The 11,957-nt window shown below is 64.1% G+C and carries 11 protein-coding genes; 1 reads left to right on the top strand and 10 read right to left on the bottom strand.

Translation table 11 applies throughout. The features are described from left to right. Window positions 1-12: 12 nt before the first annotated feature. The 4 genes from NKH99_RS22150 to NKH99_RS22135 form a co-directional block, all read right to left on the bottom strand. Window positions 13-621 carry a very short patch repair endonuclease gene (locus NKH99_RS22150; protein ID WP_353015532.1) on the bottom strand — a complete coding sequence of 203 codons (609 nt, stop codon included), beginning with the start codon at window positions 619-621 and terminating at the stop codon, window positions 13-15. Between the two features lie 94 nt (window positions 622-715). Further along, window positions 716-2,680: an acyltransferase family protein gene (locus tag NKH99_RS22145; RefSeq protein ID WP_353015530.1), complete on the bottom strand. Its 1,965-nt coding sequence runs from the start codon at window positions 2,678-2,680 to the stop codon at window positions 716-718. Between the two features lie 192 nt (window positions 2,681-2,872). Beyond that, window positions 2,873-3,094: an alkylphosphonate utilization protein gene (locus tag NKH99_RS22140; RefSeq protein ID WP_023675660.1), complete on the bottom strand. Its 222-nt coding sequence runs from the start codon at window positions 3,092-3,094 to the stop codon at window positions 2,873-2,875. A gap of 333 nt (window positions 3,095-3,427) precedes the next feature. Continuing rightward, window positions 3,428-3,715, bottom strand: a complete 288-nt coding sequence (locus tag NKH99_RS22135) for a hypothetical protein (RefSeq protein WP_352501220.1) — start codon at window positions 3,713-3,715, stop codon at window positions 3,428-3,430. 260 nt (window positions 3,716-3,975) lie between these two features. Between NKH99_RS22135 and NKH99_RS22130 the strand changes: the two genes are divergently transcribed. Then, the gene (locus NKH99_RS22130) at window positions 3,976-5,973 is read left to right on the top strand and encodes an AI-2E family transporter (protein ID WP_352969806.1); all 1,998 of its coding nucleotides are present in this window, start codon (window positions 3,976-3,978) and stop codon (window positions 5,971-5,973) included. Between the two features lie 124 nt (window positions 5,974-6,097). Here NKH99_RS22130 and NKH99_RS22125 read toward each other — a convergent pair whose 3' ends face one another. From NKH99_RS22125 to NKH99_RS22100, 6 genes are read right to left on the bottom strand one after another with little or no spacing between them, the layout of a single operon-like run. Continuing rightward, entirely contained in the window at window positions 6,098-7,033 is a 936-nt protein-coding gene (locus tag NKH99_RS22125; protein ID WP_023675663.1) for a phosphatidate cytidylyltransferase, read from the bottom strand. 22 nt (window positions 7,034-7,055) lie between these two features. Next, window positions 7,056-7,718, bottom strand: a complete 663-nt coding sequence (locus NKH99_RS22120) for a lysophospholipid acyltransferase family protein (protein ID WP_031211476.1) — start codon at window positions 7,716-7,718, stop codon at window positions 7,056-7,058. Window positions 7,719-7,726: 8 nt separating this feature from the next. After that, window positions 7,727-8,155 carry a hypothetical protein gene (locus NKH99_RS22115; protein ID WP_353015528.1) on the bottom strand — a complete coding sequence of 143 codons (429 nt, stop codon included), beginning with the start codon at window positions 8,153-8,155 and terminating at the stop codon, window positions 7,727-7,729. Further along, window positions 8,152-9,495, bottom strand: a complete 1,344-nt coding sequence (locus NKH99_RS22110) for a phosphatase PAP2/dual specificity phosphatase family protein (RefSeq protein WP_353015526.1) — start codon at window positions 9,493-9,495, stop codon at window positions 8,152-8,154. The genes NKH99_RS22115 and NKH99_RS22110 overlap by 4 nt, the downstream gene beginning before the upstream one ends. A 2-nt stretch (window positions 9,496-9,497) precedes the next feature. Continuing rightward, the gene (locus NKH99_RS22105; protein ID WP_353015524.1) at window positions 9,498-11,285 is read right to left on the bottom strand and encodes a bifunctional alpha/beta hydrolase/class I SAM-dependent methyltransferase; all 1,788 of its coding nucleotides are present in this window, start codon (window positions 11,283-11,285) and stop codon (window positions 9,498-9,500) included. Between the two features lie 26 nt (window positions 11,286-11,311). Beyond that, entirely contained in the window at window positions 11,312-11,914 is a 603-nt protein-coding gene (locus NKH99_RS22100) for a CDP-alcohol phosphatidyltransferase family protein (protein ID WP_353015522.1), read from the bottom strand. Window positions 11,915-11,957: the final 43 nt, after the last annotated feature.

Here is an 11,957-nt window from a genome sequence, read left to right as displayed (position 1 = left end):
CACGGGCGGTCGTTAAAAAGTTGGCTCACGTAGCCGCTCCAAATCAAGCTTAGCACTCTTTTTAGTTGCAATCGACTTTTTTCGAGAGATGAACCAAGCTTGGACCAATTTTTCTCGTTGCTGGTTCAATTCCTCTGGCGTCGTGGACTGACCCTTCGCCAACAAAGCAATCAGAATCTCGCGGAGCCGATCATCAGACCGTGTTTCACATTCCCAGATCACATGAACTTGCCATCCCATTCTTTCCAAAGACTCAAGCGCGCGAGCATCTCGGAACTGGTTCCGTTCGAACTTAGCAAGCCAGAAATCGACATTGCTCGATGGCATCGAGGCTCGACTGCAGCCTTCATGTCGGTGCCAAAAGCAACCATGGACGAAGACCGCCATCCTATGTCGAGGAAACACTAGATCTGGGGTGCCGGGAAGGTCGCGACGGTGAAGTCGAAAGCGAAATCCAAGCGCGTGAGCCAGTCTTCGCACTTTGATTTCAGGCGCGGTATCTCGCGACCGAACCTTCGACATCATTAACGATCGGGGAGATCGAATTGATGAGCTCAAATGTGCTCCTCGAGTGCCTTTAAAAATGCATTCTATGTGCCACAGGCCGACGCCGATTGCCATAGACTTCGACAGGTCGGGAGACAGCCGCCGCAATCAAAACTACACAATGCTAACCGCGGCTTTTCGGCGTGAGCGCCGACCGATCCGATTCCCCCTACCTCGCCGCCATCACATCCGAAAACAGCGCCCGCTCCACTGCTGGTTCCAGCGTTTCGGCGAAGGGCGTCGCCAGGTGGTGGCGGTCGCGGAAGGCTAGCTTGCCGTCGATGAAGACGTGGCAGGTGGTCTGGTCGCAAAAGCGGTCGGTCATGTCGATGTAAGCAGCGTTCGGTGTCGAGCGCACGATATCGCGCTCGATGGTGGCGATGTCGTCGTTTGCCGCCATGATCCGGGGCGTGTCGCATGTCGCGGGCGTCTGGCCCCGCCACAGCGCCCGCGCCACGCATTTGTCGGCGTAGCTTGCATTGTAGGGAACGTCCCTGATGACCGCGACCTTGATGCCGGCCTGGCTGAAGGCCTGAAGCGTCCAGGTGAGGCCCGTCCGCCACTGCGCTTGCCAGTCGGCGTGCTTCAACTCCTCGGGCGATTCCTTCATCACATTGCCGATCGAGAACTCCGAGATCACCACCAGTTGCGGGTGGAGCGCGATGATGTCCTTGACCGACTGCTCGCGCCATTGGTCGCATTCGGTGTAGTCGCGCTTCAGCCGCCAGTTCCAGGTCGTCACCCGCGAAGCCCGGCAGGAGGATTTGAGAAAGGTGACGACGCGAAAGTTGTTCTTCTCGGCCGCCTTGATCAGCGGCGTCGACCAATGGTCGGCATGCGAGTCGCCGAACAGCACGACCGAGCGCTGGGCATCCTTGCGGCCGAACATGCAGGGTTTTGGCTTGACGGTCTCGAAATCGAGCACGCAGCCGCCATTGCTCGCGCGCACAGTGGAGAGCTGCGCGGCGCTGTCGGCGATGACGTGCTGTTCGGGGCTGAGATTGTGCTCGGCAAAGCGCGCATTGCCATAGGCCGCGACCACGCCGGCGCCGGTCAGCGCGACGGCGGGCACCAGCGCCCGCGCTGCTCCGGCCATCAGCCAGCCGTTGCGGCGGATCGGGTTCTCGATGAAATGATAGGTGAACATCGACAGAAACAGCGTCAGCGCCGCGCAGGCAAGGCGGTCCAGGATGGACAGGCTGGGAACCACCATCGCCGCATAGACGATGACCGGCCAGTGCCAGAGATAAAGCGAATAGGACAGCCGGCCCAACCATTGCATGGGCGGCAGCGCCAGCAGGGCGCTCGGCAGATTGCGGCCGCCGCTGCCGCTGAGCAGCAGCAGCACGGTGCCGACAACAGGCGCCAGCGCATTCACCCCGGGAAACGGCGAGTCTTCGTCCAGCATCAGATAGGCCCAGGCGATCAGCGCCAGACCGAGGCATGCCTGGAGCGTGGCCAGCAGCGGCCGGTCGCGCCAGATCTTTGCCGGCGCCATGGTCGCGAGGCCGCCGGCGGCGAATTCCCAGGCCCTGAGCGGCGAGAAATAGAAGGCCCAGGGCTGCGACACTTCCGTCAGCCAGGCGCAGGCGGCGAAGGAGGCCGCGCCGGCGACGCCGATGACGATTATAGCGGCGCGCTTGCCGGGACGCAGCCAGGCGGCGGCAAGAAGCAGCGCCGGCCATGCCAAATAGAACTGTTCCTCGACCGAGAGCGACCAGAAGTGGATGAACGGGTTGTTGGTGGCGTCGGCGGCGAAATAGTCGAACGACCAGCGGATCAGCCAAAGGTTGATCATGTAGGCGGAGGCGAACATGGCGCCTTTCGAGTAAAGCGCCTGTTCCTCCGGCGACAGGATGAAGTAACCCGCGAACAGCGTGGCGAGGATGACGAACAGTGCCGCCGGCAACAGGCGCCGGGCGCGCCGGGCGTAGAAGCGCCAGAGGTTCAGCCGCCCGGTCTCGGTGATTTCCGTAACCAGGTGGCGGGTGATCAGATAGCCGGAGATGACGAAGAAGATGTCGACGCCGGCAAAGCCGCCGGGCAGGCCGGACAGACCAAAATGGAAGGCGATGACACCCGCCACCGCCAGCGCGCGCAGCCCTTCGATGTCAGGCCGAAATGATGCCGACACAATCACCTCATGCAAGGAATGCCCACCTCGCAGAGGCTCGACCCGATGCGACGATATTGCAATGCAACAAATCTAACGCAGTGCAACATAGGGGGAGGGCGCGGCTCCTCCAGTTCCTCGCGTGGGCGGTTCACTCACACGAGCGATTCGAGAGCCACTGATATGGAAGCGAAGCGAAGGGTGCCGAGGCGATCACGCCTTTTTCAAAAACTCGGTCTTCAGTACCAGGCCCTTCACCTGCCTGGTGCTGCATTCGATCTCGCCGGGATTGCCGGTGAGGCGAATATTCTTCACCAACGTGCCGCGCTTGATCGTCTCCGACGTGCCTTTGACCTTGAGATCCTTGATCAGGGTCACGGAGTCGCCCTCGTGCAGCGCCGTGCCATTGCTGTCTCTTATGATCGCGTCGGTCATGGCAGGTCTTTCGTGGGACTCCGGTGGGAGGTGGTCGGGCCAGTCCCCGGCCTATCCCACGCTCGGCGACAAGGTCAAGCGTCAAGCGGGGTCAAGCGTCAAGCGGGGTCAAGCGTCAAGCGGGCCGTCCGCCAATACTATGCGGGAACGGCCGACCGGAAAACCCAGGTTGCAAGCAGACGGTGCCCCTGGACCATAATGTCATTGCCGCTCCGGCCGGCGTCGCGATTTCAAATGGCTAGGCACCCGCCGGTATGAGTGCGGACTGGAAGGTCGCGAAAGGGCCGCCCGCCCTTTCGCTTGGCCCCATTTCGCTTGGCAAGAAGCCGACGGTTACTTGTTGAGCTGCTTGGCCATCTTGCAGAAGTCGGCATGCATCTTGGCAATGCCTGCGTCGCTGCATTCCTTCAACATCATGGCCCGGTCGCTCGTGGACATGGCCATCCATGCCGCCTTGAATTCGGCTTCCGACTTCATGGTCTTCATGCCGGCGTCGGTGAAGAAGGGCGTCATTTTCTGCGGATCGTCGAGCGCCGAAGTGCCAGTGGCACCGGCGGCAAGCGCTGCGCCGGTCATCATCGAAAGGGCCATCGCGCCCATGCAAAGCGTCTTGAAGTTCATGATCATTCCTCCTGAGCTGCTGCTTTGAGGTTGTCCATCAGCGATCTACGAAGGAACGGTGTTTTGACCCAAAAGTTCCACGTTCTGGCGCAGACATGGAACAGGATTGCCCGTGACGTCATTAATGCAAAAAATTCTACCATGACTGAATTTGCCGCGCTGCCGACCAGGGCAATCGGCGTCCAGCTGGGTGAGACGCTGCGAAGTTGCAGGCCGGCTCAATATGCCCGATCATGGCGACGGCGGAGCGGAGGTATCAAGTGGCGGCAAATCGTCGAAACGACGCGCACCTGTCGGAGCCCCGGCGGGCGGGCATCGTTTCCGCGGCCAGGGCGCTTCCGCGCACATCGTTGCCCAGCGTAGCGTCGGTCGTGACGGCCGTCGCGGCGCTCTATTTCGGGCGCGAGGTCTTTCTGCCGATCGCAATCGCGCTGCTGCTTACCTTTGCGCTCGTGCCCATGGTGTCGGCACTCAAGCGAGCGGGCATTCCGCGTCTTCCGGCCGTGATCGCCAGTGTGCTCGGCGCATTCACCGTGCTGGCGCTGTTCTCCTTCATCGTCGCCACGCAGGTCAGTGAACTGGCGCAGAACATTCCGCTCTACCAGGCGAATATCCTGACCAAGGTCCGGTCGCTCAAGGAAACCGGCGTCGGCGGCGGCATCGTTTCCAGATTGAGCCGGGTGATCGAACGCGTCGGCCAGGAACTCGACAGACCCGAGCCCGTACAACCCGCCGCCGATCAGCCTCCGCGGGAACCGATCCCGGTCGAAATCGTCGCGCGCGAACGACCGCTCGAGGTCCTCCAGAATCTGATCGGCCCGCTGCTGAGCCCGCTGGCATCGGCCGGACTGATCGTCGTGGTCGTCATATTCATGCTGCTCGAGCGGGAGGACCTGCGCGATCGCTTCATACGCCTCGTCGGCTATGGCGATCTGCATCGAACCACCGAGGCGCTGCAGGATGCCGGCAAGCGCGTCGGCCGCTATCTGCTCATGCAACTGGTCGTGAACATCGTCTATGCCGTCCCGATTGCAATTGGACTTTGGCTGCTGGGCATACCCAATCCATTGCTGTGGGGTTTGCTGGCGCTGGCGCTGCGCTTCGTTCCCTATATCGGCCCGGTCATCGCGACGCTGTTGCCTCTGTTCCTGGCGCTTGCCGTGGCGCCCGGCTGGTCGCTCGTGCTCTGGACCGCAGGGCTTTTCGTCGTGGTCGAACTGATCACCGGCAACGTGATCGAACCCTGGCTCTACGGCTCGCGCACCGGGCTGTCGCCATTGGCCATCATCGTTGCGGCGATATTCTGGACCTGGCTCTGGGGGCCATTGGGCCTGGTTCTGTCGACGCCGCTCACGGTCTGCCTCGTCGTGCTCGGCCGCCATGTGCCGCAGTTCGAATTCCTCGACGTTCTGTTCGGCAACGAACCCGTGCTCGAACCTCACGCCCGGCTTTACCAGCGGCTGTTGGCCGGCGATCCCGAGGAAGCGACGGACCATGCCGAGGAGATGCTGGACGAAGAATATCTGGTCGAGTTCTACGACAAGGTCGCGATTCCCGCACTTCTGCTCGGCGAGCAGGACCGGGTGCGTGGTGTGCTGAGCGACGAGCAAAGACAGCAGGTCGCGGGCAGCGCGCTGACGATGGTGGCGAACCTCGACGACAGCGCGCAGGAGGAGGCGGAAGCGGACGACACGGCCGCGGCCGAGGACAACGGCTCACGCGAGGACAGGCACGTTCAGGGGGAGGTTCAGGGCGAGGAGTACACCGAACTGCCGGATGGCACGGGCATGTCGGTGCTGTGCGCCGGCGGGCGCGGCGAACTCGACGACGCGGCGGCCGCCATGCTGGCCCAGGTGCTCGAAGTCCAGGGCGCTACGGTGTTGAGAGCGAGCTTCGCCGAGATGGAACCGGGGAGCATTCGCCGCCTTGAGCTCGACGCCGTCGATAGTGTCGTCATCGGATTTTTGAACCGGGATTCCGTCAAGCACGGGCGGTTCCTGGTCCGTCGGCTGAAACGCACCAAACCAAGGTTGCGAGTGGGCATCGTGTTGTGGTCGGAAGCCGACAGCGACAACCAGGAGGCAGATGCCAGATTGGCCAACGAGATCAACGCCGATTTCGTCGCACATGGCATGGTCGGCGCGGTGCTCGGTGCGTTGTCCAGCGCTCCGCCGGTGGCGCTGAAGACCACCGCCAAACGCCGCATGCGCCGCCTCACGCCGGCGCGCAAGAAAGAGCCGCTCGCCGCGGCAAAATGAGCGCGGCGAAGACCGCGGCAGGTCGGGTTATTACCGCTTTCGCGAAAGTGGTAATAACGAGACGGATCAGGTTATCTTCGCAAGATCGCGCTGAACCATCCGCCGCGGCAAACGGCGCCAACCTTCATACAGTCCAGAAATAGCGCACCGTATGGAAGAAAACCGGAGCGGCGAAGACCAGGCTGTCGGCACGGTCCATCATGCCGCCATGGCCTTCGATCAGATGGCCCCAGTCCTTGACGCCCTGATCGCGCTTGATGGCCGAGGCGACCAGCCCGCCAAGGAAGCCCATCAGGCAGGCGATGAAGGCCACGCCGGCTGCCTGCAGCGGCGAGAACGGCGTCAGGAACGACAGCAGCGCGCCGAGCAGGCTCGACGCCGCCAGCCCGCCGACCAGCCCCTCCCAGGTCTTCGACGGCGAGACCGTCGGCGCCAGGAGATGCCGGCCGAACAGCTTGCCGAAAATATATTGCAGCACGTCGCTGCCTTGCACGGTGATGATCAGGAAAGCGATCAGCAACAGGTTGCGGCCTTCGAAGCCTGGCACCTCGAGCGTCAGCAGCGCCGGCACGTGGCTGACGCAGTAGACCGAAATCATCACCGCCCATTGCTGCGCCGAGACGCGCTCGAGAAAGCGTTCGGTGTCGCCGTGCAGCGCGGTGATCGCCGGCATCAGCAGGAAGCAGTAGACCGGGATGAAGATGGTGAACAGGCCATACCAGGCGGTCCACACCAACCAGTACTGGAACGGGATGACGATGCCGAACATGCCGAGCAGCACCCAGTGGTCGCTGCGGCGGCTGTGCGTCAGCGTCACGAATTCGCGCAACGCGGCGAAGGAAATCAGCGCGAACAGGATGGTCATGCCGGGGCGGCCGAAGAAGAAGGCGACGGTGATCGCCACCACCATCACCCACCAGGCATTGATGCGCTGGGTGAGGTTGACCAGCGTCGGCGACAACGGTTTTGGCGCGCGCCATGACAAGACGCCGGCGACGACGCTGGCACTGATCAGCACCGCCAGCAGGCCGACAATCAGAATGAGGGTTTCGTGCATCATCGGCAGCATTTTGCCTTGGTCCTCAATCGTCTCGCTGCGGCCGGGGGTTCAGCGCCAGCAGCGTTTCGCGGGCGCGGTCGAGAAAGGCGCGGCGTTCCTCACCCGGTTGAATGGCGATCGGCGCGCCGAAGACGACGCGGCAAAGCAGCGGCACCGGCACGAATTGGCCCTTGGGCAGCACCCGCGACATGTTCTCGATCCAGCACGGGATGAGCTCGACATCGGGCCGCGCCATCGACAGATTGTAGAGGCCAGAGCGGAACGGCAGCAGCGGTTCGTCGGTCATGTTGCGCGTGCCTTCGGGAAACAGGATCAGCGAATGGCCCTGGTCGAGCACCGACAGCATGATCGAGATCGGGTGCTGCGTTTCATCCGTCCACTGCCGGTGGATCAGCACGGAAGACAGCATATCCTCGGCAATGAAACGGCGCAGCCGCGTCTTGCTCCAATAATCGGCGGCCGCCACCGCATGGGTACGGGCGCGCTCCTTCTCGCTGAGGCAGGCCGACAGCAGGATGAAATCGCCGTGGCTGGCATGGTTGGCGAAGTAGATACGCTGCCGGTCCGACGGCTGGCTGCCGTTCCAGATCGGCCGCACGCCGGTGACCACCCAGGCCAGTGCCGACAGGCCGACCGAGGTCACCGTCTGCAGCAGGGTATAGGTGCTGACGCGAAGCTTTGTCATGGACGGGCTCAATAGAATGCCGCGACGACCGAGGCCGCCGCGAACAGGCTGAAGGCGATACGCTGCTTGGCGAGCAGACGGCGCGTGCCGGCCATCCGCTGGTCGAGCGAGCGGCCACCGGCCGCCGTGGGTTTCAGCCGCATGCGCGCCAGCACGTCGTCGATCGCCGCAGCGCCGCCTGCTTCGCTGGCGTGGCTGGCCATCAGCCGGAACAGCAGCGCGTCGAACAAAAGCAGGGCCGAGAGAATGATTGTGGCTATGGCACCCGCGGCGGCGATCAGCCAGGCCGCCGCGGACAGCGACGATGTTTGCGGCGCAGTCGCCAGGCCGATGACCGGTGCCGCCAGCAAGGCAGCAGCAATCAACAGCAGCGGCCACGCCACCTGCACCATCAGTCCGGCGGCGAACGTCTCGGCCTTATCTCGAAAAGCGGTCATGTCGCCGCGTCCATGCCAAGATGCACAGGCCGGCCGGCGGCAGCGAGCTTGCCTCGCGCCTGATCCGGCGTGGCGGCCCGGCCGCTGGCGACCAGCCATTCGGCGACGACGGCGGCGCTGCGCTGGAAGCCGAGCGCACAGCAGACCAGCACCGTGCCCTTGCTCTGCGCTGTCTCGATCGCCGCCACCGCTTGCGCACGCGCCTCGCGAGACGGCGGCAAAAGGTCGACCATGGGCAGGCTCATCCAGTGGATCGAGGCGCCACGCGGCCGTTCCAATTCGCCGGCAAGGTCGATCACCGTGCCAAAGGCGTCGGCCTCGGCGGCGGTCGGAAAACGGCCAAGGGAAACACCGTCGGCAATGACGATCTGCGCCGGAAGCTTTCGCGTCCATGCCCACACATTGACCTTGGCGGCAACCCGGTAGGGCCAAAGCAGAAGACGGCTGGCCAGCGACACGCGGCCATCGGCTGTTTTCTGGAACACCTTGGCGCCGGCGCCGGCATAGGCGAAAGCGACTATGGCCAGCGCCAGTGCCGGCCACAACAGGATGAGCCATAGCGCCGAGACCAATGCGCCGGCAGCAGCGCCGGCCAGCGCAAAGGCTGCGCCAAGCGCATAGAACAGCGCCAGAAGCCGCGCTTTCGGGTCCGCGGTCAGGCGGAAGCCGGCGAAAGGCAAGGCGCCGTCGCGCGGAAACAGCCACAGCGCGAAAAGGCCGAGCAGCGCGCCGGTCGGAATGTCGATGAAATGGTGCTGCCACGTCGTCAGCACCGAGGCGCCGATCAGGAAACACCAGGCATGCCAGGCGACGCCGGCGATGCCGGTCAATCTGTGACGCCAATGGTCCCAGATGATGACCAGCAGCGCAATATGCAGCGACGGCGCCTGGTTGAACGGTTTGTCGAAGCCCCCGAGCACGGCGAACATGGAGCCGGGCAGGCCGCTCGTCTGCGGGCGCACGAACGTCGCAGTCAGCGGGAACAGGATGAAGCAGGCGACGGCGACGATCTGCGCCGTCAGATAGCGGCCGGCAAGGCGGTCGACGCCGCTCTTCGAATTGTTCAACAGCAACGACAAGCCATAGAACAGGTTGATCGACCAGTAGGGCACGATCGTCCAGGCAAGGAACGGGATGCCGCGCTCCCAGCCAAAGACGATGCTGCCGACGTCGTCGCGCCGCGACGCCAGCCAATTGGCGAAGCCGTAGGTGGCGTAGAAGAACGGCGCCAGAAATGACAGCCACAATGCGGCGCGCAGGACTATCCCGGGATACGGCTCGCGCGGCAAGGCCGGAAGGGCAGCGGCATCGCGAGGTGAGGCAGAGGCAGGCAGGTCCATGCTCAGACGCGCCGCGCGACCGAAACGGTGAAGATGCCCCACTGGTCGATGCGCTGGTCGAGCTTCTCGAAGCCGGCGGCCGCCACCAACTGGTCCATCTCGGTCTGCGTGCGGCGGCGCATCACCCATGCCTGGCCGCCGCGGTGCGAGGTCAGGCTGCGCGCGATCATCTCGAGCTGCGGATGCCAAGGCTGGTTGGTGTAGACCAGCAGGCTTCCGGGCTGCATGGCGCTGGCCAGTCCACCGAGCGAGCGGGCGATCATGGCATTGTCGGAAAACAATTCGTAGAGCCCCGAGACGATGGCGAGATCCGGCGCCGGGTCGAGCCCGGCCAGCAGCGTGGCGTCGAAGGCGTCACCTCGATGGAACGAGACGGTCGCCGGCAGCTGGCGCTCGGCGATCAGCTTGCGGCCGAGCGAGACGTTGAGCTCGGAGAAATCCTGCAGCCGCACGCTTGCCGGCGGCGCCGCGCCTTTCTGCACGGCATCGAGCACGTAGCGGCCATGGCCGGCGGCGATATCGACGATATGGACCGGCCGGCCGGCGGCCTTCAGCGTCTCAACGGCGCTGCCGATCAGCTCCTCCAGATGCAGCTTGCGCTGGCGGATGCCGCGCCAGCCGACGGCATCGAGAAAGGTGCGGTCGATCATGCGGCCAATGGGGCTGATGCCGCGCGCCTCGTTCTCGTAGACGTAGTCGAGCGTCGAGCCGGAATCGAAGCCGGTGGCAATCCCTGTCTTCATGCCGGATGACAGCCAGGCGCCCATGCGGATCGAGGCGCGGCTGATTGCCCAGTAGAGCCCCCTTAGCGACAGCAGCGGCAGCGGCGAGGCCAGCCGGTCGGCCTCGTCGCGCGTGTAGCCGGCACGGTCGGCCCCGGTCAGGTCGACCGGCTCTTCCGGCGCCGCGAACTGGCTTTCGAGGAAGGGCCTGATCAGGTCGAGTGCCTTGTGGCGGTCGCGCTCGCCCAGCGTGTCGTGGAAGTAGCCGGGCAGCACGTGCCGCTCCTTGGCCGGGCTCGCCAGATTGACGAAGAATTCGTGCTGCGGTCCATGCCGCACCACCCAGTCGCTGCCGGAGATCAGAAGCTGTGTCGGCACGGTGATGGCGCGGGCGTCGGCGACGATGCGCGCGGCATGATCGTAGAGCTCGACCAGGATGTTGGAGGCGATCGGCCGGGTGATCAGCGGGTCGGCGTCGAAGGAGGCGATGCGCTCGGGGTCATGCGTCAGGAATTTCGCCTTGACGTAGGAATTGACGAAGAAGCGGCCCTTCAGCTTCTGCCACAACGCAATGCCCTGCTTGGCGAAGGGTACGTAGAGCTTGACCGAGAAGGCCGGCGAGGCCAGCACCAGGGCGCGAATGTCGGGCGCGTAATCATGCACCCAGGCGGCGGCAAGCACGGCGCCGAAGGATTGCGCGATCAGCGCGATATCGCGCCGGGCAAAGCCGTCGCTGCCGATCTCGCGCACAAAACAATCGATGTCGCGCACCAGTGCGGCAAACGATGGCGCATAGCCGCGTTCGCCGGCGGAGCGGCCATTGCCGCGCGCGTCCCAGGCATAGAAGGCGTGGTCGGGCATCTGGAGCTCGTCGACCAGATGCGCCATGCGGCCGCCATGCTCGTGGCCGCGATGGAACAGCAGGATGGCGCCCTTGCGGTTTTCCGACAGCGCCGGCCAATAGCGGTAGAAGATCTCGGTGCCGTCATGGCTCTTGAAGCTGCGCTCCTGCGCCACCCGCTCGATATTGGCTGAAGCCACTGCGGCAACCGTCTGTTGGTGAAGCATGTTGTTCTCCCTGGCGAGACCGGAATTCAGCTGCCGCTCCCGTTAAGGCCGCTGCATATCCGGTTGATGGCGGTCGCCAGCGAGAGTGTAGCCATGGCCGGAAACACGAGCGGCGTGAGCGCCGGGACCCACAGGCCGGACGCGATAAGCACGGCGAGGATGCCGAGCGCCAGCGCCCGGTCGCTTTTGCCGAACGGGCCGGCATAGTTGCGCCCGGTTCCGGCGGCGATGCCGAGCACGCCGGCGAACTCAGTGATCATAGCCGCGATCGCAAATGCAACGACACCCCAGGCGGGAAAAATGACGGCAAATGCCAGGATCAAAGCGAGGTCGGAGATCATATCGCAGAGCTCGTTGAGATACATGCCGAGCTTCGAGGCCTGGCCATGTTCCCTTGCGAGCATGCCGTCGATGGCATTCAGCGCCATTCGCGTAAACAGCACGAGCGGCATCAGCAGAAAGACCGCGCGATGGCCTGCAAGGACTGCCACCGCAAGGCCGGCGGCGAGCGAGAGGGCAGCGGCCAGCAGTGTGATCTGGTTGGCGGTGACGCCGGCCCTGGCCAGGCCATCGGCAAGCGGCCGCAGCCTGGCCTGGAAGGCCGGTTTCAGCGCATAAAGCGTCGGCATATGCGAACCCCCCGGCCGCGGTGCAAATGATGTTGGCGAGGAT

It is taken from the genome of Mesorhizobium sp. M0854 (genome assembly GCF_040319815.1).
Classification (GTDB): domain Bacteria; phylum Pseudomonadota; class Alphaproteobacteria; order Rhizobiales; family Rhizobiaceae; genus Mesorhizobium.
The sequence above is the reverse complement of the archived record's forward strand: the minus strand, read 5'-3'. Positions and strand labels throughout refer to the sequence as shown.

Bases quoted from the DNA above. Each gene is read 5' to 3' on its own strand.
- NKH99_RS22150 (WP_353015532.1), bottom strand. From the start codon at position 621: ATGGCAATCGGCGTCGGCCTGTGGCACATAGAATGCATTTTTAAAGGC.
- NKH99_RS22140 (WP_023675660.1), bottom strand. From the start codon at position 3,094: ATGACCGACGCGATCATAAGAGACAGCAATGGCACGGCGCTGCACGAG.
- NKH99_RS22135 (WP_352501220.1), bottom strand. From the start codon at position 3,715: ATGAACTTCAAGACGCTTTGCATGGGCGCGATGGCCCTTTCGATGATG.
- NKH99_RS22125 (WP_023675663.1), bottom strand. From the start codon at position 7,033: ATGATGCACGAAACCCTCATTCTGATTGTCGGCCTGCTGGCGGTGCTG.
- NKH99_RS22120 (WP_031211476.1), bottom strand. From the start codon at position 7,718: ATGACAAAGCTTCGCGTCAGCACCTATACCCTGCTGCAGACGGTGACC.
- NKH99_RS22115 (WP_353015528.1), bottom strand. From the start codon at position 8,155: ATGACCGCTTTTCGAGATAAGGCCGAGACGTTCGCCGCCGGACTGATG.
- NKH99_RS22110 (WP_353015526.1), bottom strand. From the start codon at position 9,495: ATGGACCTGCCTGCCTCTGCCTCACCTCGCGATGCCGCTGCCCTTCCG.
- NKH99_RS22105 (WP_353015524.1), bottom strand. From the start codon at position 11,285: ATGCTTCACCAACAGACGGTTGCCGCAGTGGCTTCAGCCAATATCGAG.
- NKH99_RS22100 (WP_353015522.1), bottom strand. From the start codon at position 11,914: ATGCCGACGCTTTATGCGCTGAAACCGGCCTTCCAGGCCAGGCTGCGG.